Source organism: Williamsia soli (assembly GCF_017377795.1).
Lineage (GTDB): Bacteria > Actinomycetota > Actinomycetes > Mycobacteriales > Mycobacteriaceae > Williamsia > Williamsia soli.
This window is the reverse complement of the sequence record NZ_JAFRDR010000006.1, coordinates 299,947-319,910: the sequence shown is the minus strand read 5'-3', so window position 1 is coordinate 319,910 and position 19,964 is coordinate 299,947. Positions and strand designations below refer to the sequence as shown.

Below are 19,964 nucleotides of genomic sequence, written 5' to 3'. Positions count from 1 at the left end.
TGCCTGCCGGGTTTCCGGGCGCCTGATCCCGACTGTAGGCGCACACTCGTACCGACCCGGTGACCTGCGGTGATGATGACGCGGCAAACGGTCAGGCGCCCGAACCACCGATCCGCTGTCGACGTAGTTCGCGGCGGCGCGCCCGCCCCGACTGGTCCGTCGCGGCGAGGTCTGCGAGTTCGATGGCGAGCTGGGCGCCGAGGTCGGGCAGAAAGCCACCTGGTGCGCCGGTTTCGGCGATGACCACGTCCACGATGCCGGAGGCGTGTAGATCCGTGGCCCGAATACCCTGACCCTCGGCCATGTCGGGCGCATGGTTGACGTCGCGGTGCACGATCAGGCTCGCACCCTCGGGCGGGAGCGGCGAGAGCCAGGAATTGGCCATGGCGATCACCCGATCGGCGGGAAAGAGCGCCAGTGCGGCACCGCCCGCACCCTGACCCAACAGCACCGACACCGACGGCACCTCCAGCGCCGTCAATTCGGCTATGCAGTGGGCGATCTCGTTTGCGAGGCCGCCTTCTTCTGCGTCGACCGACAGATCCGCACCCGGGGTGTCGATCACCGTGACCAACGGCAGACCAAGGCTCTGCGCCATGCGCATCCCCCGCCGGGCCAGTCGGAGGTCCGCGGGGCCGACCAACGCTCCGGGCAACTGCCGATTGCGATCCTGGCCGACGAGCACCACCGAGTGGCCACCGAACCGCGCCAGTGCCAGCACGATTCCGCTCCGGGCGTCGAGCTCGCCACCTCCGGCAAGCTCTGCCGCCTCCTCCGCGGCCACTCGGAGCAGCTGGGCGACCCCCGGCCGGTCCGGCCGCCGCGATGCCTCGACCACGTCCCACGCTGACAACTCGGCGACACCGGCCTCCCGCGACCGCGGCGCCGCGTCGTCGACCGTGCGCACCGGGTCGGCGAGGATCCGAACGATCTTCGCCACCGCCACACCCAGATCAGCAACGGACACAACAAGATCGATCAGCCCATGCGACCGCAGGTTCTCGGACACCTGGACCCCGGCAGGAAAAGGGGCGCCATAGAGACCTTCGAACACCCGCGGACCGAGGAAGCCGACCAGCGCACCGGGTCCTGCCATGCTCACGTGGCCCAGCGAACCCCAGGACGCGAAGACGCCACCGGTCGTCGGGTGCCTCAGATAGACCAGATACGGCAGCTTCGCAGCCTTGTGGTCGACCACAGCCGCGGTGATGTTGACCATCTGCAAGAACGCGGCAGTACCTTCTTGCATACGGGTTCCGCCCGAGGCCGGCAGCGCCAGCAGCGGGAGCCCCTGCGCGGTGGCCCTGCGGATCGCGGACACCACCCGGCGGCCTGCATCCCGGCCGATCGATCCTCCGAGAAAGCCGAACTCGCTCACCACGATTGCGACGCGGACGCCGTGCACGGTCGCCTCACCGCAGATGATCGATTCGTCCAGACCGGTCTTCTCACGAGCTCGCGCGATGTCGGCGGCATAGTCGGGATCTGCGGGCAGCGTCGTGATCTGCGTGTCCCAGGGTTGCCAACTGCCCTCATCGGCCAACTTCGCCAACAACTCCGTCGCGGGCACCTTCTCCGGCCCCTGTGTTTCGTCGCTCACCCGTCAACCGTAGAGGGGCTTGCGCGATGCGATACTATTGATAATCATTCCCATTAAGCAGGAGGCGTCGTGAAAGTCAGAAACTCGTTGAAGTCACTCAAGAACCAGGCCGGATCCCAGGTCGTCCGCCGTCGCGGCAGAACCTTCGTGATCAACAAGAAGAACCCTCGCCTCAAGGCCCGGCAGGGCTGATCCGTCCCGGTGTTGGTGGGTTCTGGCGGCGCCGACCTGGGCAAACGCTCGCCACAACCCACCAAGATCGGGATCAGAAGTACTGGGCGCCGCCGTCGACGGACAGATGTTCGGCGGTCATGAAGGACGACTCGTCCGATGCGAGGAAAGCGACGACGTTCGCCACCTCTTCGGGTTCGGCGAAGAGCTGCTCGAGGAACGAGGTGCCCATCGAGGCGAGCTTCGGGTTCGCCGCGTTGGTCTCCTCGATCCGCGCCACCATGTCCCCGGAACCCATCGGCGTGCTCACCGCACCTGGGTGGACACTGTTGACGCGAATACTGTGCGCCCCGAGTTCGGCCGCGAAGGCCCTGGTCATGCCGGTCACGGCGTGCTTGCTGGTCGTGTAGTGCACCATGAACGGCTGCACCTTCTTTCCGGCATACGAGCTGATCAAGATGACCGAACCGCCGCCACGATCTATGAGATGAGACGCCGTCGCCATCACGGTGTTCCAGACGCCGGTCACGTTGATGTCCATGTGGTCGCGGAAGATGTCCGGCGTCGCCTCATCCCAGGTCGCCGGGATACAGATGCCCGCATTGGCGACCACGATGTCCAGGCCACCGAGCTCGGTCACGGCATCTGCGGCCAAGACCTTCAATCCGTCGAGATCTCGGACGTCTCCTTGCCGCAGCAACGCCTTTCGACCTTCGGCCTCGACCAGCCCGGCGGTCTCCGCGAGGTCGGCCGGCGTCGCCGACTCGTACGGCACCCCCGGCAACGGGCCTGCCAGATCGACGCCGACGATGTCCGCGCCCTCCCGTGCCAGGCGAACCGCGTGCGCGCGACCCTGCCCGCGGGCAACCCCGGTGATGAATGCGACCTTGTTGGTAAGACGTCCCACGTGCGCAACCCACTCTCGGTTCGGTGCTGTACGCCCACACTCTAGGCAGGAGAGGCGAACCCGCACGTCAGGGCGGCCCCGCCGGACTACGATCAGGGCCATGATCGACCACCTGAGTCTGCAGTCCGCCGACCCCGGCGCGAGCGCGGCGTTCTACCTTCGTGTCTTCGAGCCACTCGGGGTGAAGGAAGTGATGCGATTCGACGGGCCCGATGGCCTGCTCGTCGCACTCGGCAACGGCGACTTCCCGGAACTCTGGTTCGGGCCGCTCGTGGACCCCGGCGTTCGGCCGGTGCATCTCGCGCTGGCCGCGGCGAGCCGCGAGGTCGTCGACGAGGTGCATGCTCTCGCCGTCACGGAAGGCGCGGAGATCCTGCACCAGCCGCGCGTGTGGCCCGAGTATCACCCGACGTACTACGGCGTCTTTCTCCGCGACCCAGACGGAAACAACGTCGAGGCCGTCAGCCACGGATTCGAGCGCCTGGGCTTCTAGCGCGTCACCACCCGTTGAGGTGTATGACGGAGTCGAGGTCTTTGCGGGGTGCAGGCTTGAAGTCAGTGCCCTTGGTATACGCCACGGGCAGCAGGACTCCCTGTCGAACGTTGCCCGGGATACCCAACACCTTCGCCACCTCCCGCTCGTACTGCAGATGTAGCGTCGTCCACGCGGTGCCGAGTCCGCGTGCTCGCAGTGCCAACGACAGGCTCCAGGCCGCAGGCAGCAGTGACCCCCAGAGTCCGGCCTGGTTGCCCGCGGGCAGCTCGTCCTCGTCGATCTCGATGGCCCCGATGACCAACACCGGTACGTCGCCCATCACCTGCGCGAGGTGCTTCGAACTCGAGACGATCCGGGCGCGCGCCGGATCCTCGGCCGGGTCCACCGCCCCTGTGTACGCGGCATGCGAGGCGGCGTAGTACTCCGCGACCTTCTGCTTCAGTTCTGGATCCGTGACGATCAGCCAGTGCCACTTCTGCTTGTTACTGCCAGAGGGTGCCTGCAACGCGACCTCGAGCGCTTCGCGAACCACCTCGACGGGCACAGGTCGCTCCAGGTCGAGCCGCTTGCGCACGGTGCGCGTGGTGGTCAGCAGCTCATCGGGGTTCAGGGGCAGCAGGTCGGTCACAGTGATCCTCACGTCGACGGTTGGCTTCAGTGTCGCAGGCCTCGCATCGACGTCGGACATTCCGCCGATAGTTAATCTCCCGCTGATCCGAAGGGTTCCGCTGATCCGGCCCGGAGCGGATGCTCTCCGTATTCGCCTCTAGACAAATATGATTCGACCAGCATTGGAGATCGCCGAATGACCAGCACCAACCGTTCCGTCGCCATCATCGGAGCCGGCCAGACGGGTATTTCAGCAGCCGTCGGATTCCTGAACGCCGGGTTCGACGTCACCGTCTACAGCGAACGCGATCAGCAGAGCCTCTTCCGGGACATCCCGGCCACCGGAACCGCAGTGACGTTCGGACTTTCACAGCAATCGGAAACCGCACTGGGAGTGGACAATTTCCTGGGCCGCGCACCCCAGGTCACCGGCATCAGTGCGCGGACCATCACCGGCAGCGGGCACGACTACTCCGAGCTCCTCGATTTCGACGCAGACTTCCCGGGCTGGGAGGCGGTCGGTGTCGACACCCGGCTCAAGGTCGATGAGCGCCTGACGCAATTCCTCGAAAAGGGTGGGCGCTTCGTCGTCGAGAACGTCGACCCCGAGCGCCTTGACACCATCGCCGGCGAGAACGACCTCACCTTCGTCGCCACCGGCAAAGCCGGTCTCTCCGGTCTGTTCTCGGTCGATGAGTCGCGATCGCCCTACCAGAGCCCCCAGCGCAGCGTCCTGCTGCTCACCGTCGCCGGACTCGGCCACGGCGACGACGTGTTCGCTCATCGGAGTCCGGCGGGAGCCAAACATCAGGCCTTCAACTTCGCCGATCAAGGCGAGGGCTGGTGGGGTCCGTATCTGCACAAGGACGCCGGGCCATCCTGGTCATTCCTCGGCTGGGCACAGCCGGGCAGCGAATGGGAGCGGCGATTCCAGTCGGTCACCGACGCCCATTCCGCGCACAAGGTCGTCATCGACCTACACCGCGAATACTTCGACTGGGACCTTCCCGAGGTACTCAGCACCCGTGTCATCGACGAAGACCCGCATTCGTGGATCCAGGGAGCTGTTCGACCGGTGGTCCGGAAAGCACTGGGACACACCGCAAGCGGCCACTCCATCGTCGCACTGGGCGACACCGCCGTGTCCTACGACCCCATCACCGGACAGGGAGCCCAGAGTGGCTTCATCCAGGCAGCCCAGTTCCTCGCCGCCGCCAAGGACCATGAAGGCGAGTTCGACGACGCCTGGATCAACGACACCTACAACAACTTCCTCACAAGCCGCGTCGACGCGGCCAACCTCGCCACCCGCATCTTCCTGCGCGACCCCCTCTTCGCCGAGTATGCCTCAGTGCTGTTCCCTGCTGCGGCGACCAATCCGAAGTTCGGGTCCGCCCTGTTCGGTCTGCTGTCCGACCCGTCGCCGGTGCTCTCGATCAACTCGGTCGACGACGCGAAGTCGCTGATCAAGCAGGTCACGGGAGAGGACGCCGACTCGATCCTGGCGAAGTTCGCTCCCGCGGGCCGGTTCTCGCGGTCGCAGTACGACGCGCTGGAGCCTGCCGTCTGAATCATCGCCCTGCTCTACCGGTGGCGGCGATCTCCACCCGATCGCCGCCACCACCCGATAACCTCATCGCCATGGACTCCGACGTCGTGCGGGAAGGGCTCACAGTCGCGGCCCATCGCCTGGCCACCCGCGGCCTGGTGATCGGGACCGGCGGCAACCTGTCGGTTCGAGACGCCGATCGGGTGTTCACAACGCCCAGTGGCGCCGACCTTGCCGAGATGACCGCTGACCAGGTGGTGGTCACCGACCTCGACGGAAACGTGCTCGAGGACACCGAGCACCGCCCGACCTCCGAGCTGTTGCTCCACCTCGAGATCTATCGCTCCACACATGCCGGCGCGGTGGTCCACGCGCATCCGGTCGCGTCGATCGCGGCAGCCAATCTCGTCGACGAGCTACCGGCCGTCCATTACACCGCCGCTCTGCTCGGCGGCGCAGTGCGCGTGGCGCCCCACGAGATCTTCGGGACCCAGGCCCTCACCGACGCCGTTGCGGCCGCTCTCGCCGAACGGACGGCAGCACTGATGCGAAACCACGGCTCGGTCGCTTACGGCGAATCGCTCGGAATTGCCTGCGACAGGATCGAACTCGTGGAATGGTTGGCCGAAATCCATCTCCGCACCGCTGCGGTCGGAACCGGTGCCACGCTCACCCAGGAACAACTCGTCCAGGTGGCGGTGGCCGCCGCGGAGCGTGGCTACTCACCTCTCCGGAGAAAGTAGAACCATGCAGGTAGTGACGTTCGGCGCCCACGTTCTCGACGTGGTGGTACATCCCGTCGATCAGATACCGGAAGGGCAAGGCGCCGTACTGGTCCCACACATCCGACTGGTTCCCGCCGGTCCTGCGGGCGGCACGGCGATCACCCTCGCCAAACTGGGAGCTGCAGTGTCCACCGTCGGGGCCCTGGGCCGCGACGACTCCGGCGACCTGCTGATCACCCAACTGCAACGCTTCGGGGTCGTGACCGAACATCTGCTGCGAGTAGATGATCAACCGACGTCGATGAGCGTGCTGCCGATCAGGAGCAACGGCGATCGGCCTGCCCTGCACCTGCCCGGCGCCAACCTGACGTACCCGCTGGACCAGGTCCCGATCGAGCTCCTCACATCGGCGGACCATGTACACATCGGGGCACCCGAGCTTCTCAACCCGGCCGAGCTCGCGCCGACTCTCGAGAAAATCCGTACTGCGGGGGTGACCATTTCGGCCGACATCCTGGCGCCCGGTGACCCCGGGGTGCTGGCGTGGATCGAGCCTGTTCTGCCGCATCTGGACTATCTGCTGCCCAACGACGAACAGGTACTCGGCTTCACCGGGGGCGCCGACCTCGTCGCAGCGTGTCGCCTGCTGATCGAACGCGGAGTGGGATGCGTGGCGGTGACCGCGGGTGCCGACGGTGCCTGGGTGGTGACGGCCACTGCGGCCGAACACGCCGCAGCCACCGATGTCGAGGTCGTCGACACCAGTGGCTGCGGGGATGCGTTCTCGGCCGGCTTCATAGCCGGCCGGTTGAACGACTTCAGTCTGCTGCGGGCTGCACAACTCGGATGCGCGGTCGCCGGGGTGGTGGCGACGGGCCTGGGCAGTGACCACGGCGACGTCGACTGGTCGTCGGCGACGGCGTCACTACCCGACTGACCAGCGGTTACGCGGGTGCGGCGCCCTTGACAGCGTCGGCGATCGGGGTCTCGCCGCTGACGAAATCGATGGTGGTTCCGACGCTCGACGGCGTCTGCAGTGCTGCGGCGATGACCGCAGCGACGTCCGCGCGTGGAACCCCGTCGTAGTCGGCGCCGCGCTCTTTGGTCGCGATCCGGCCGGTGCCGGCGTCGTCGGTGAGCTTGCCCGGTCCGATGATCGTCCACAGCAGAGTCGTCTTACGCAGATAGTCGTCCGCCTCGGCCTTGGCCTCGGCATAGGCGTAGAACGAATCACTCTCGGGCACTCCGTGATCCAGTCCGGCACCGAAGTACGAGACGATCAGGTAGCGGGGTACGTCGACCTTCAGGGCGGCATCGATGCTGCGAATCGCCGCATCCCGGTCGACCGCGTACGTACGGTCCGGGTTGCCTCCGCCGGCACCGGCCGAGAACACCACGGCGTCGTGACCCTTGATGGCCTCACCGATCTCGTCCGTGGAGAGGTTTTCGACGTCGGCGATGACCGGAGTCGCGCCGGTCGCCTTGATGTCGTCGGACTGATCCGGGTTACGAATCAGCGAACTGACCTCGTGGCCTTCGCCGGTCAGGATCTTGGCGAGCTGGAGCGCGATCTTGCCGTGGCCTCCGATAATGGCGACACGTGACATGTGAATCCCTTCGTCGTTGATGGGCTTGCCCTGCTAGGGCACTTGTTGGTCCAACAAGACCATCAGCGATGGCATTCCACCGGCGTCGTCGGCTCACGGGTGCCTGAGACAAACCCACCCGCTCCCGGCACACCCAGGTGCTGCATCACCTGGTTGTGCCCGGAGCGGGTGGGTTTGCTCGACAAGGACTACTTCTGGGCGGGCAGGACGTGCTCCCCCGTCTTGTCGCATGACAGGGCGAGCGAACTGATGTACTGCTTCTCCCCGTTCGGACCGGGCTTGGCCGACATGAGCATGTCGGGTCGCTCGAACTCGATTCCGGTGACGCAGCACATGAGCTTGTCGTCTGCCGGGTTGCCGTGCTCGTCGAACATCGGGAGATCGATGCCGTCGTCGGTGCGCCGCAGGTAGTACTTGCCCTTCGTCGCCAACGCGATGATCGGCGGCAGGACCAGCCCCAGAATCAACGCGAAGAGCGGCGAGTACGGCTGAATGGCATCACCGAATGCGTGGAAGTAGATCAGGATCGACAGGCCACCGGCGAGGATCACGCTGATGAAGCCGACCGGGTTGAAGTTGTAGAGCATGCCACGACGGAACTCCGGCACCTTCGGCGAGATCTTCAGCAGGTACTTGTTGATCGCGATGTCGGAAGCGACGACGACGATCCAGGCGATGGCGATGTTGGCGTAGAAGTTGAGGATGTTGTTCAGGAAGCTGAACATGTTGGCTTCCATCAGGACCAACGCGATCGCGACGTTGAAGAACACGAAGAACAGGCGACCCGGGTAGGTCTTGGTGACGCGGGTGAAGCTGTTGGTCCAGGCCAGTGAACCCGAGTACGCGTTGGTGACGTTGATCTTGATCTGGGAGATGACGACCAGGATCACCGCGAGGGTCATCGCCAGCCAGTGCGGCATGAACTCCTCATAGACGGCCAGGAACTGCTGCACCGGCTCGTTGGCGACGCCGGCCTCGTCGGCGAAGTTCATGATCAGGTAGACGGCCAGGAACAGGCCGACGATCTGCTTGATGGCGCCGAAGAACACCCAGCCCGGTCCGGCCGTGATGACGGCGGTCCACCAGCGACGTGAATTCTCGGGCGTCTTGGGCGGCATGAACCGCAGGTAGTCGATCTGTTCGGCGATCTGCGCGATGAGGGATAAACAGACACCGGCAGCGAGCATCGTGCCGGCGAAGCTGACGCCGTGACCACCCTGCGCATCGGTGCCACCGCTGAACGCGAGGAAGTCGCCGATCGCGTCGGGGTGCTTGATGACCAGGTACAGGAACGGGAGAACCATCATGACCAGCCACAGCGGCGTGGTCCACACCTGCAGGGTGGCAAGGGTCTTCATGCCGTAGATCACCAGCGGAATGACCATCACCGAGGAAATCAGGTAGCCCAGCCACAGCGGAATGTGCAGGCCCAACTTGAGGCCCTGAGCCATGATCGAACCCTCGAGCGCAAAGAAAATGAAGGTGAACGACGCGAAGATGACGTTCGTGAGCACCGACCCGTAGTAGCCGAAGCCGCTACCGCGGGTGATGAGGTCGAGGTCGATGTTGTATCGAGCCGCATAGTACGCCAGTGGATATCCGGTGAGGACGATGACCACCGCGAAAATGAGAATGCCCCACAGCGCGTTACCGGTACCGTTGGCGATACCGATGTTGGCGCCGATGGCAAAGTCGGCGAGATAGGCGATACCGCCCAGAGCCGAGGTCGCGACGACCGCCGGGCCCCACTTGCGATAGCTGCGGGGCGCGAACCTGAGGGTGTAATCCTCGAGTGTCTCGCTCATCGCATTGATGTTGCTGGGCAATTCGGCACCCGCTAAGGGGTCCGCCGCCTTCCCCGAGTTGTCCACTGACATTCATATCCCCTCACGTGCAGCATCCCGCGCGCCCTCTGTGCTGAAGACTGGCTGAACTTATGGCCGCCATGTATCTGGCGGGCTGCTGTCGTGTTACCGATATGAAAACCACTGGAAACGGTCATTTCGGACATACGCCGCAGGTCCGGCGATGCAGCTACCGGAACGGACGCGTCAGCGACCGGTGAAGACGGGCGGACGCTTCTCCGACCGTGCGGCGCGCCCTTCTGCCATGTCCTGGCTTTGCCAGGCCTTCACCATCGCCGCGCGATGGGACTCGGGAGCCGGGTTGCGCGCACCGTCGTCGCTGAGCACCAGCTTGTAGTGCTGCAAGGTCAGCGGCGCCAATGTGGCGATCATCTCGGCCCAACGCTGTGCCTCACCCAGATCCCCGATGCGATTGGCGAATCCGACAGTGGACGCACGCTCGGCAGAGAGCGAATCGCAGCCGATCAGGATCCCGGCGGCATCCCCGGCACCCACCAGCGACACCAAACGCCGGATTGTCCACTCGTCAACTGTGACACCGATTTTGGCTGCGGGAATGCCGCAGAACGCGTCGGGCGCCATGACCCGGAGGTCGGCCGCCAGCGCGAGCTGCAGACCCGCACCGATCGCCGGGCCGTTCAGGGCTGCGATCACCGGCACCGGAATGCTCTCGATGACACCGAGCATCGCCAGCAGCTTGTCCAGGAAATTCTCTTCGTACACCGGCCCCGACAAGTCAGCGCCGGCACAGAACACAGTCCCCCGACCTGTGAGGACGATGGCGCGTGCGCCGCCGTCGACCGCGTCGGTCAAGGCCCCCGACAGCGCCTCCACCAGTTCGTGGTTGAGCGCGTTTCGCTGGTCTTCTCGCTGGAGTTCAATGGTCAGCACGTCGCCGTCCCGGCTGGTCCCAATCATGGGGGTCAGCGTACAGCTACTGTTTGAGTGGTGAACGATGATGTCCTCGAAGGTCGCACTGATGTGCTGGTGATCGGCGGCGGCCAGGCAGGTCTGTCCGCCGGGTACTACCTTCACCGCTTCGGTCTCGGTGACCGCACCCTCATGCTGGACCACTCCCCGGGCCCCGGGGGTGCGTGGCAATTTCGCTGGCCGACACTGACTTTGGCCGGCGCAAACAACGTGCACGACCTCCCTGGCCTCGGATTGTCCGAGGCACTCGGAATGGAATGTGATCACTGGCCGGCACGCACGGCCGTACCCGACTACTTCGCGCAGTACGAGGAGAAGTTCGGCCTGAACGTGCAGCGTCCGGTTCATATCCGCGCGGTGTCCAAAGACGGCGACGATTTCCGGGTGACGGCATCCGACGGATCAGACCTGCTGGCACGCACCGTGATCAATGCGACCGGCACCTGGGATCGCCCCTTCATCCCCTATGTTCCGGGAATCGAAACCTTCACCGGCGCACAGCTACACACCCACGATTACCTCGACCCCGGCGCTTTCGCGGGCAAGCGGGTCTTGGTGGTCGGGGCGGGCATCTCCGCGGTACAGCTGCTGATCGAGATCGCGCGCAACGCCGATAGGGTGCAGACCTTTTGGTGCAGCAGGACGGAACCTCGATTCACCGAACGTTCTTTCACCGCCGAGCAGGGCCGCGCCGCGGTCGCCCGGGTCGAGGAGCGCGTGCGCGCCGGCCTCGCACCGGGTTCCGTGGTGTCGGTGACAGGCTTGCCCGTCAACGACTCGATCCGACAGGCCAGGGCCGACGGCATCTTGGAGTGGCGGCCGATGTTCACCCGCATCACCGCGACCGGTGTGTGCTGGGATTGCTCGCCCGGGCAGGCCGGCACCGATCACCTCGACGTCGACGTCATCCTCTGGTGCACCGGTTTTCGCAGTTCACTCGACCACCTCGCACCACTGAGGCTACGCGGACCGGGCGGCGGAATAGTGATGACAGGCAGACTGGCCACCGTGGTCGAAGCCGAACCACGCGTGCAACTACTGGGGTATGGTCCGTCGGCGTCGACGATCGGCGCCAATCGGGCCGGACGCGAAGCCGCCCGGGTGGTGCAAGCCCTACTCTCCGGGTCCCCCGAACGGACGTAAAGTCACCGACCGGCTGCGGGGCGGCGTCGCCGGTGGTCAGATGTACAGGTCAGAGTGGGTCGGGCGACGCAAGAGGTGCCGCATGCGCAAGCGACAACGTGGCTGGACCGTAGCCGTGGCGATCGGCGCGATCGTTGCCGCATGCCTCGGATCACCCGCGGCCGCAGCGCCGGCCCCCGTCTCCGTCGCGCAGGTCCCCGTCGTGGCTGCCCCTGCCCAGAGCACACACCCCGACGCCTCGCGGTATGCCCGCACCCATCCGGGCGCAGTGCCGCCAGGGGTGAACGATTTCACCTGCGTCCCGTCGGCGGCACATCCCCACCCTGTGGTGCTCCTGCACGGCACGGATTCCTCCGCATACTCCGACTATGCCGCGATCGGTCCACATCTCGCTGATGCCGGGTTTTGCGTCTACGCACTGAATTACGGCGCGGCGCCGGGCGCGAGCACCTTCGGCACCGAGGACATCCCCACGAGCGCCGGCCAACTCAGGACATTTGTCGACGAGGTCCGGCAGTCGACCGGCGCCGCCGAAGTGGATCTCGTCGGATACTCCCAGGGCGCGACGGTCTCGCGCTATTACACGAATCGACTCGGCGGCGCCGACGCGGTGGGCCGATGGGTCGGCCTGGCGTCGCCGACCTACGGCAGCACGCTGTACGGGCTCGTCACGCTCGCCGAACAGGTGCCCGGCTCGATGGACCTGGCCAAGACGGTGCTGCCCACGGAAGTCGTCTCGACCGCGCTGTGGCAGCAGTCGCAGGGCTCACCCCTGTTGGAGGGTTTGAACAACCCGACCGACACCGTCGCAGGTGTCGAGTACACAACCATCTCCTCGCGGGTGGATGAAGTGATCCAACCCCTGAGCAATGCCGGCCTACGGGGTGCCGGGGCCACGAATCTCGTGATCTCGGATGAGTGCGCGACAAATCAGAGTGGTCACTTCCGAATGCCCTACGACGCGTTCACCATCGCACTCGTCCACGCCGCGCTCGACCCCACCGCCGGTGTGACCGCCCCGTGCACCGAGGTGCCGCTCGGGGACGGCATCCTACAAATGGTGATCGCTGAGAACTCCTGAGTCGACGGCACCCTCTAGTGCGGGGCACGTCCGAGGGCCGGGGGCCTGGTCACCGGCCGATTAGCGACTACCGCTAAATATTTCCGACAACCAAATGGTTGCCACTATTGACATCTTGTTGTGTTTTCACAACACTTGGTTCTGTGAGTCCGGTCAAGAAGGCAGAGCACCTGCCGATCTACAACCGCATCGGCGTCCTACGCGCGGAGCGCCGGATGTCGCGTGCGCAATTGGCAGAGCTGGTCGGGGTGAACGTGCAGTCCATCGGATCGTTGGAGCGGGCAGACAACTACCCGAGCCTGGATCTGGCCTTTCGCATCTGCGACGTGTTCGGGCTTCCGGTCGAGGCCGTCTTCAGCCGCCACGAGTTCAGTGCGATGTCAACTCAGCTGTACAGCAGCAACAACGGAGGGCCGTCATGAACCATCCGAACTCCGCCATCCCCGAATCGGCGAAGCCCTCGTGGTGGCGCCGGTATGAGACCTGGCAGGCCCAGAGTCACGAGAAGTTCCTGCGACGCTGGGGAACCCGGTTTCCGAGGCTGCGCAACCGCCGGTCCTCCCGTCGACTCGTGATGACGCTGATCCTGAGCTGGCTCCTCGTGTTCCTGTGCAGCATCGCGGCGTTCTTCACGATGTGGTTCGTCGTGCCCTTCCTTGTCCTGATCAGCCTTGTCTTCCTCCCCGCCCTCTACGTCTTGCGCGCCATCACGTTGAACGTCAGCGATGCACCCGCCGCAGCGCTCGACGAAATTCAGCTCTCGACTCGCAATGCCGCCCGGTCCCTGGCGTTCACGGTGCTGTGGGTCGGGATGTTCATCCCCTACCTGCTGCTCATCGCCATCTCCCGCGGCTCCGACACCGTCGACGGCCAGGTGATCTATGGAACGGGCATGCTGCTGATCGTCCTGGTGGTCGCGGCCACGAGCATCCCGATCTGCATCGTCGGCTGGTGGCTCAGCGACCCCGATCCCGAGGACTACGCCGTCTACGACCCACCGCAGTACAGCCAAGTATCCCCGCACGAAACCAGGAATGCCACCAACACAGGAGGATTGGACAAGTGACCGCGCCGCTGATCGTCGACAGACTGACCAAGAGATACGGGTCCCTCACGGCCCTGCAGGACATGAGCTTCACCGTCGCACCGGGCGAGATCTTCGGATTCGTGGGGTCCAACGGCGCAGGCAAGTCGACCACCATGCGCATCATCCTCGGCGTGCTCGGCGCAGATTCGGGACAGGTACGCCTCGGCGACCAACCCATCGATCTCGACCTGCGCCGACGCATCGGGTACATGCCCGAGGAGCGAGGCCTGTACCCCAAGATGAAGGTGGGCAAACAGCTTTCATTTCTCGCCCAGCTACATGGGTTGTCGCGGGTCGAAGCCGACGATCAGGTCGAGACCTGGGTACGTCGACTCGGAATCCACGAACGGATCAACGACGACGTCAACAATCTGAGCCTGGGAAATCAGCAGCGGGTGCAGCTCGCCGCCGCCCTGGTCCACAATCCTGACGTCCTGGTCCTCGACGAACCGTTCTCGGGACTCGACCCCGTCGCGGTCGACGTGATGAGCGACGTTCTCAAAGAGAAAGCAGCACAGGGGGTCCCGGTGATCTTTTCGAGTCACCAACTCGAATTGGTCCAGCGACTGTGCGATCGGGTCGGGATCATCACCAAGGGAACCATGAGAGCTCTCGGCACGGTCGACGACCTGAGATCCACCGGGGAGATCCGGCTGGATGTCGGTGCACCGGCAGCGCCGCCCGGATGGGCCGATCACCTGCCCGGCGTACAGGGCAGCGTCCAACGCGGCGCCCTCACCACGGTGAGCCTGACCCCTGGCACCGACGAACAAGCCATCCTCACCGCCGCGCTCGCCACCGGGCCGGTCACGCACTTCGCACTGTCCAAGCCCGATCTCACCGAACTCTTCCGAGAGGTTGTCTCCGCATGAGTGTCCAGTCGTCCAAGACCCCCAGCTCCGGACGCCTCGGTGCCGGCCGGGCGATCAGCCTGGTCGCCCGTCGCGAGATCACCACCCGTGCCGCGACCAAGTCGTTCATCATCACAAACATCATCCTGCTGGTGGTCATCATTGCGGGCATCATCGTCCTGTCGATCTTCACCGGTAACGACAAGGCCACCAAAGTAGGCCTGGTCGGCGACAATCCGGAGATGTCACAGACGATCGTCGCGATCGGTGACGCCTCGGGCGAGAAGATCGAGATCGTCCCGATCGCCAATGCCGAGGAAGCCCGCACGCAAGCCGACAAGGGCGACGTCGAGGTAGCCCTCGTGCCGACAGGCTCTGGCAACAGTTACGACGCCATCACCAAGGACGACCTCGACGGGACACTCGAGGGCGTGCTGCGCACGTCCGTCAGTCAAGACGGGTTGAGCAAGGCCCTCGCGGCCGAGAACGTCGACCTCGCCGCCATCACAGCGGACTCGACGCTCAACGTCACCGAAACCGAACCAGCCAAACCCAATGAGGGACAACGGATCGCCATCGCCCTGACCGGCGTCTCGCTGCTCATGTTCGCGGTGCTACAGGGTGGTTCCATGGTCGCCGCCGGGGTCGTGGAAGAGAAGACCTCGCGCGTCGTCGAACTGCTGCTCGCCACCATCAAACCGCTGCATCTGTTGTGGGGCAAGATCGTCGGCATCGGATTGATGGCGTTTGCGCAGGTGGTCCTACTCGGCGGCACAGCCCTGATAACAGCGCTTGCGACCGGCCTCCTCGACGTACCGTCGACAGCAGGTTCCATGTTCGCCGCCGTCATCGTCTGGTTCATCCTCGGATTCCTGTTCTTCGCAACGCTGTACGCGGCCACCGGCGCCGTGGTGTCGCGACAGGAAGAGTTGGGATCGAGTTCGGCACCGCTGACCATCCTGGCCATGGCGGTCATCTACGCCGCGATCTTCGGCATCAACGCCCTGGACAGCACCCTGATGCAGACACTCGCCTGGATCCCGCCGTTCTCCGCATCGATCATGCCGATGCGGATCGCGACCGGTGACGCGTCGATCTTCCAGGTGATCGCCACCGTCGTGCTGATGATCATCGCCTGCGCCATCGCCACCTGGCTGGCCGCCCGCATCTACCAGCGCAACATTTTGCGCACCGGTGCCCGGGTCAAGTGGATGGAAGCCATCAAGGGCTAGTCCCGGCACCCGAAAATGGGGCCTTTTGGCGGAGCTCACCTGCGGGTTTGCTCGCCAAAAGGCCCCATTTTCGGGGTTGGGGGTCAGCTCGGGATCGGCATTTTCTCGAAGATGTCCACTGCCCGCGACACCGCGACATCCGGGGCAATCATGTGCTGGGCAAGCACGCGCGCGTGCTCGTCCGTCTCCGGCGCCAAGATCTCACGAAGACCCGCGGTCAGCGTGACCTCGTCGAGCCCCTTGAGTCGGGTGGCGGTGCCGACCTTCAGACGGGTGACCTGAGCGCCCCAGTAGGCCTGGTCGGCGCCGCCAGAGCAGACCATTGTGGGCAGCCCCGCCCGCAGGCCCGCCGCGGTGGTGCCCGCGCCCCCGTGGTGCACGACCGCGCGGCACTGGGGCAACACGGCTCCGTGGTCGAGGGCCTTCGCATAGTAGACGTCCGGATGCTCCGGGTCGTGGCCGTCGGGGCGGCCTTTCATCGTGATCAGGGCGCGGACGCCCACCGCGCGGGTGGCACGGATGATCGTCTCCGTCAGCGCATCGGGGTCGCGGACCGGCACGCTCCCGAACGTGATGTGCACCGGGCGGTCGCCCTCGGTCAGCCACGACCACAGGGCGGGGTCGGACCGGGACGATTCGGCGAGGCCGCCGCGCGCATCGGTGGGAAGGTCGAGGTATCCGACGATCGGTTTCGTCTCACCCCACTCCTCGGCGAGGCCGGGGAAGAGCATCGGATCGTAGGCCTGCACCTGGACCGCACCGACCCGCGTGAGTCGCTCCTGTAGGGATCCCGACGCCGGACCGAGGTCGAGCTTCTTCCGAAAGGTGTTCTCGGCCCCCTTGGTGAATGTCCACGTCAGAGCGTCGGACAGGCGCCACGACGCCCGGTTGACCGTCGACGGCAGGTTGCGGGTCACGCCCGGGACGGCGCTGATGATCCCGTTCTCCGAGAACGGGCCGAACCTCATCACCGTGAAGGGAACGCCCAGCTTCTCCGCGAAGCCGTACATACGCTCCTGGCACAGCGGTCCGCTGACCAGCGCGTCGACGCCCGACAGCACCGGGTCGGGTCCGCAGAGCAGGGCGATCATGTCCTCGTCGAACGCGGCGAAACCCGCCTTGATCGTCGCGGTCGCGAGCTTGAACTTGGTGTACGGATTCTTCGTCGCAAGAATCTTCTTCGCGTCCGGGGTATCCCAGACCGACGAGGTGTCGAGGCCGACCGGGTAGGCGCGCAGCCCCAGGCTGGAGGCGAAATCGACGAAGTTCGGCGGGACCGTGATCACGACATCGTGACCGCGTCGCTGCAATTCGAGACCCGCCGCGACGCCCGGCTGGATGTCGCCGCGGCTCCCATAGAACATCAGCACAATCTGCATGACCGCACGATAGTCATCGAAAACCGTTGGTGCCGAATGCGATGGCCTCGCGAAGGCCGGGTGCGAGGGCAGTAACGCGTGCGTAACGCGGAAGAAACCAGCGCCGCCTAGCGTCGCGGGATATGAGCTCTGCCGACATACCGGACACCGATCCGGTCGCCACCACCAAGACCGTGCGCCCGCTGGGCACCGGGATCGACATCTCCGGGCTGACCAAGGAGTTCAAGTCTGCGGGCCTGCGCGGCGGTTCGTCTGTGACCGCGCTGCACGATGTCGACCTGCGGACCTCCGAGGGCGCCTTCCTCTCTCTGCTCGGTCCGTCCGGCTGCGGCAAGTCGACGGTGCTCCGAATCCTCGCCGGACTCGAGGAGGCGACTGCGGGTACCGCCCTGATGAACGGGCGGTCACCCAAGGAGCTGCAATCCCAACACGGCCTGGGCATCGCATTCCAGGATTCGGCGTTGCTGCCCTGGCGCAGTGTCGAATCGAACATCAAACTCCCGCTGCAGGTCGCCGGACTCCCGGTCGACAAATTGGCGATCGCAGATCTGATCGAACTCGTGGGCCTCAAAGGTTTCGAGAAGGCCAAGCCCGCCACGTTGTCGGGCGGTATGCGACAACGTGTCTCGATCGCCAGGGCCCTCGTGGTCAAGCCGACCGCACTGTTGCTCGACGAACCGTTCGGTGCCCTCGACGACATGACCCGCCAACGACTTAACATCGAACTGCTCCGGATCTGGACCGAGAAGCCGGCCACCACCCTGATGGTCACCCACGGCATCGGCGAAGCCGTCTTCCTCTCGGACGTTGTCGCGGTGATGAGCCCACGACCCGGCACCATCCTCGAAACCGTCGAGATCGACCTGCCTCGCCCCCGGGTACCCGAGATGATGCGTACCCCCGAATTCCATGCGCTGCACGACCACCTGAGCGGACTGCTTTTCGGCAGCAAGGGAACGGTGGGAGTGGCGTGAGTACCCTCACTGCCGCAACACAGTTCTCCGGGCGGGCGCAACTCGCCGGGAAGCGCTGGGGTGCAGGAGCTGCCGGCATCGTGGCGGTCTTGCTGCTCTGGTCCGCGGCCGGTTATTTCGAATGGTTCAAGGGGACCATCCCGACGCCGTGGGCCGTAGTGCAGACCATCGGCGATCAGGGATGGACCTACTACGCCAACAACTTCGGCCCGACCATCGAGTTGTCGCTGCGTGGATTCGTGTGGGGCAACGTGCTCGCGATCGGACTCGCACTCATGGTGGTGATCATTCCGCTGATCGAGGGAGTCGCGACCCAGCTCGCGATCATCAGTTACTGCACCCCGATCATCGCCGTCGCCCCGATCGTCCAGGTGGCCTTCGCCGAGGTCCAGACGATGATCATCTTCCTCGCCGCCATCTCCGTGTTCTTCACGACGATGATCGGCACTCTGGCAGGTCTGCGGTCGCCACACCAGGCCAGCCTCGACCTCGTGAAAGTGTATGGCGGCGGGACCATTGCCCAACTCGTCCGGGTACGGATCATCTCCGCCCTGCCCAGCACCTTCGCCGCCCTGAAGATCGCCGCCCCGGCAGCCGTACTCGGCGCGGTGCTGGGCGAGTTCCTGGCCATGCCCGAACGTGGTGCCGGACCGGCACTCATCGTCGCCCAGCAGCGCGGCGACATCCCAGCAGTGTGGGCCATCGCGCTCATTGCCGGCGCCGTCGCCGGTGTGGGTTACGCGATCGTCGCGGTGATCTCGACCTATGTGACCCGATACAGCACCGGAATGGCAGGCAACACATGACCGCCACCACCAAGGCACCGCCGTCGGCACCCGTCCCGGCTGCCGCTGCGGCGCAAGCCAATTCGGGTAACGGCAAGGCGATCTCGTGGGAGATCGCCAAGTTCGTCGGCTCCCTGATCATCTCCTTTTTTCTGATCTTGGTGATCTGGTGGCTGTTCCTACTGGCCTTCCCGGACATCGGCCCGATCATCGGCAAGACGCCGATCGACGTGTTCCACTACCTGTTCACCGAGCCGACGTCGGCGACGAACCGTGGTGAGATCGTCGACAACCTCTGGATCACGTTGAAGGACGCGGGAATCGGTTTCGTGTGCGGCATGGGTGCAGCCATCATCGCGGCCGCGTTGTTCGTCATGTTCCGGCCCGTCGCCCAGACGTTCATGCCCGTCGCCATGCTGCTCCGTTCGGTTCCACTGGTGGCGATGACGCCGCTGATCACGCTCGTGGTGGGGCGCGGGGTCGCGGTGGTCGCGGTCATGGGTGGCATCGTGGTGTTCTTCCCCGCCCTGGTGATGATCATGACCGGACTCGCCAACGCGCCCAAGCAGATCAACGATGTCATCGTCGCCTACGGCGGAACCCGGATGACCTCGATGAGAATGGCATCGCTCCCCTCGGCTGTGCCCGCTCTGTTCGCCGCGGCCAAGGTGTCGGTGCCCGGCGCCATGATCGGCGCCACCGTCGCCGAGTGGCTCGGCACCAACAAGGGCCTGGGTGCCACGTTGCAACAAGCCCTTCCCGCGGCCGCCTACAACGAACTCTGGGCGTCGGTGCTGGTCATCACGGTCGCGTCCATCGTGCTCTACGCGTTCGTCGGAGTCGCGGAAAAGCTTGTCCTCGCCCAGATGGGTACGCAGCCCACATAACGGCGAACCGATTACGTAACAAAGCAATCCGCGCGCGCAATCTGGCCGAAACCAGGCCGCCCTACCGTCTTTCGAAGCAGCTCAAC

At 65.1% G+C, this 19,964-nt stretch carries 21 protein-coding genes; 14 read left to right on the top strand and 7 right to left on the bottom strand.

Going from position 1 to position 19,964, the window contains the following annotated elements; genetic code table 11:
• Positions 1-91 precede the first annotated feature (91 nt).
• Positions 92-1,600, bottom strand: a complete 1,509-nt coding sequence (locus J3S28_RS18145; protein ID WP_207842103.1) for a carboxyl transferase domain-containing protein — start codon at positions 1,598-1,600, stop codon at positions 92-94.
• A 69-nt stretch (positions 1,601-1,669) separates the two neighbouring features.
• Between J3S28_RS18145 and ykgO the strand changes: the two genes are divergently transcribed.
• Positions 1,670-1,792, top strand: a complete 123-nt coding sequence (gene ykgO, locus J3S28_RS18140; protein WP_084835712.1) for a type B 50S ribosomal protein L36 — start codon at positions 1,670-1,672, stop codon at positions 1,790-1,792.
• A gap of 73 nt (positions 1,793-1,865) precedes the next feature.
• Here the strand turns inward: ykgO and J3S28_RS18135 are convergent, their stop codons facing one another.
• The gene (locus J3S28_RS18135; RefSeq protein ID WP_207842102.1) at positions 1,866-2,678 is read right to left on the bottom strand and encodes a mycofactocin-coupled SDR family oxidoreductase; all 813 of its coding nucleotides are present in this window, start codon (positions 2,676-2,678) and stop codon (positions 1,866-1,868) included.
• A 100-nt stretch (positions 2,679-2,778) separates the two neighbouring features.
• Between J3S28_RS18135 and J3S28_RS18130 the strand changes: the two genes are divergently transcribed.
• Positions 2,779-3,171, top strand: a complete 393-nt coding sequence (locus J3S28_RS18130; RefSeq protein WP_207842101.1) for a VOC family protein — start codon at positions 2,779-2,781, stop codon at positions 3,169-3,171.
• A 4-nt stretch (positions 3,172-3,175) separates the two neighbouring features.
• Here J3S28_RS18130 and J3S28_RS18125 read toward each other — a convergent pair whose 3' ends face one another.
• Positions 3,176-3,802, bottom strand: coding sequence for a nitroreductase family protein (locus tag J3S28_RS18125; RefSeq protein ID WP_207842188.1), 627 nt, complete (start codon positions 3,800-3,802; stop codon positions 3,176-3,178).
• A 177-nt stretch (positions 3,803-3,979) separates the two neighbouring features.
• Between J3S28_RS18125 and J3S28_RS18120 the strand changes: the two genes are divergently transcribed.
• The 3 genes from J3S28_RS18120 to J3S28_RS18110 all read left to right on the top strand — a co-directional run bounded on the left by J3S28_RS18120 (position 3,980) and on the right by J3S28_RS18110 (position 6,994).
• A complete protein-coding gene (locus J3S28_RS18120; RefSeq protein ID WP_207842100.1) occupies positions 3,980-5,353 on the top strand; it encodes a styrene monooxygenase/indole monooxygenase family protein in 1,374 nt (457 codons plus the stop codon).
• 71 nt (positions 5,354-5,424) lie between these two features.
• Positions 5,425-6,075, top strand: coding sequence for a class II aldolase/adducin family protein (locus J3S28_RS18115; protein ID WP_207842099.1), 651 nt, complete (start codon positions 5,425-5,427; stop codon positions 6,073-6,075).
• 4 nt (positions 6,076-6,079) lie between these two features.
• A complete protein-coding gene (locus tag J3S28_RS18110) occupies positions 6,080-6,994 on the top strand; it encodes a carbohydrate kinase family protein (RefSeq protein WP_207842098.1) in 915 nt (304 codons plus the stop codon).
• A gap of 7 nt (positions 6,995-7,001) precedes the next feature.
• Here J3S28_RS18110 and J3S28_RS18105 read toward each other — a convergent pair whose 3' ends face one another.
• From J3S28_RS18105 to J3S28_RS18095, 3 genes are all read right to left on the bottom strand, one after another.
• The gene (locus J3S28_RS18105) at positions 7,002-7,664 is read right to left on the bottom strand and encodes an NAD(P)H-binding protein (protein ID WP_207842097.1); all 663 of its coding nucleotides are present in this window, start codon (positions 7,662-7,664) and stop codon (positions 7,002-7,004) included.
• Between the two features lie 188 nt (positions 7,665-7,852).
• Positions 7,853-9,541, bottom strand: coding sequence for a purine-cytosine permease family protein (locus J3S28_RS18100; RefSeq protein ID WP_207842096.1), 1,689 nt, complete (start codon positions 9,539-9,541; stop codon positions 7,853-7,855).
• Between the two features lie 174 nt (positions 9,542-9,715).
• Positions 9,716-10,447, bottom strand: a complete 732-nt coding sequence (locus J3S28_RS18095; protein ID WP_207842095.1) for an enoyl-CoA hydratase — start codon at positions 10,445-10,447, stop codon at positions 9,716-9,718.
• 30 nt (positions 10,448-10,477) lie between these two features.
• Here J3S28_RS18095 and J3S28_RS18090 point away from each other — a divergent pair, with 30 nt between their 5' ends.
• The 6 genes from J3S28_RS18090 to J3S28_RS18065 all read left to right on the top strand — a co-directional run bounded on the left by J3S28_RS18090 (position 10,478) and on the right by J3S28_RS18065 (position 15,853).
• The gene (locus tag J3S28_RS18090) at positions 10,478-11,602 is read left to right on the top strand and encodes an NAD(P)-binding domain-containing protein (RefSeq protein ID WP_307797238.1); all 1,125 of its coding nucleotides are present in this window, start codon (positions 10,478-10,480) and stop codon (positions 11,600-11,602) included.
• Positions 11,603-11,684: 82 nt separating this feature from the next.
• Positions 11,685-12,683, top strand: coding sequence for an esterase/lipase family protein (locus tag J3S28_RS18085; RefSeq protein WP_207842093.1), 999 nt, complete (start codon positions 11,685-11,687; stop codon positions 12,681-12,683).
• A gap of 143 nt (positions 12,684-12,826) precedes the next feature.
• A complete protein-coding gene (locus J3S28_RS18080; protein ID WP_207842092.1) occupies positions 12,827-13,105 on the top strand; it encodes a helix-turn-helix transcriptional regulator in 279 nt (92 codons plus the stop codon).
• Entirely contained in the window at positions 13,102-13,749 is a 648-nt protein-coding gene (locus tag J3S28_RS18075; protein WP_207842091.1) for a hypothetical protein, read from the top strand. Before J3S28_RS18080 ends, J3S28_RS18075 begins: the two co-directional genes overlap by 4 nt.
• On the top strand, positions 13,746-14,642 hold the full coding sequence (locus J3S28_RS18070; protein ID WP_207842090.1) for an ABC transporter ATP-binding protein: 897 nt from the start codon (positions 13,746-13,748) through the stop codon (positions 14,640-14,642). Before J3S28_RS18075 ends, J3S28_RS18070 begins: the two co-directional genes overlap by 4 nt.
• Positions 14,639-15,853, top strand: coding sequence for an ABC transporter permease (locus tag J3S28_RS18065; RefSeq protein ID WP_207842089.1), 1,215 nt, complete (start codon positions 14,639-14,641; stop codon positions 15,851-15,853). The genes J3S28_RS18070 and J3S28_RS18065 overlap by 4 nt, the downstream gene beginning before the upstream one ends.
• Before the next feature lie 83 nt (positions 15,854-15,936).
• On the opposite strand, the gene J3S28_RS18060 is transcribed toward J3S28_RS18065, so the two are convergent.
• The gene (locus tag J3S28_RS18060) at positions 15,937-17,232 is read right to left on the bottom strand and encodes a glycosyltransferase (RefSeq protein WP_207842088.1); all 1,296 of its coding nucleotides are present in this window, start codon (positions 17,230-17,232) and stop codon (positions 15,937-15,939) included.
• Between the two features lie 122 nt (positions 17,233-17,354).
• On the opposite strand from J3S28_RS18060, the gene J3S28_RS18055 reads away from it, so the two are divergent.
• Genes J3S28_RS18055 through J3S28_RS18045 form a run of 3 tightly spaced genes read left to right on the top strand, consistent with a single transcriptional unit; the run spans position 17,355 to position 19,878 of the window.
• On the top strand, positions 17,355-18,206 hold the full coding sequence (locus J3S28_RS18055; protein ID WP_207842087.1) for an ABC transporter ATP-binding protein: 852 nt from the start codon (positions 17,355-17,357) through the stop codon (positions 18,204-18,206).
• Positions 18,203-19,012, top strand: a complete 810-nt coding sequence (locus tag J3S28_RS18050; RefSeq protein ID WP_207842086.1) for an ABC transporter permease — start codon at positions 18,203-18,205, stop codon at positions 19,010-19,012. The genes J3S28_RS18055 and J3S28_RS18050 overlap by 4 nt, the downstream gene beginning before the upstream one ends.
• On the top strand, positions 19,009-19,878 hold the full coding sequence (locus J3S28_RS18045; RefSeq protein ID WP_237341721.1) for an ABC transporter permease: 870 nt from the start codon (positions 19,009-19,011) through the stop codon (positions 19,876-19,878). Before J3S28_RS18050 ends, J3S28_RS18045 begins: the two co-directional genes overlap by 4 nt.
• Positions 19,879-19,964: the final 86 nt, after the last annotated feature.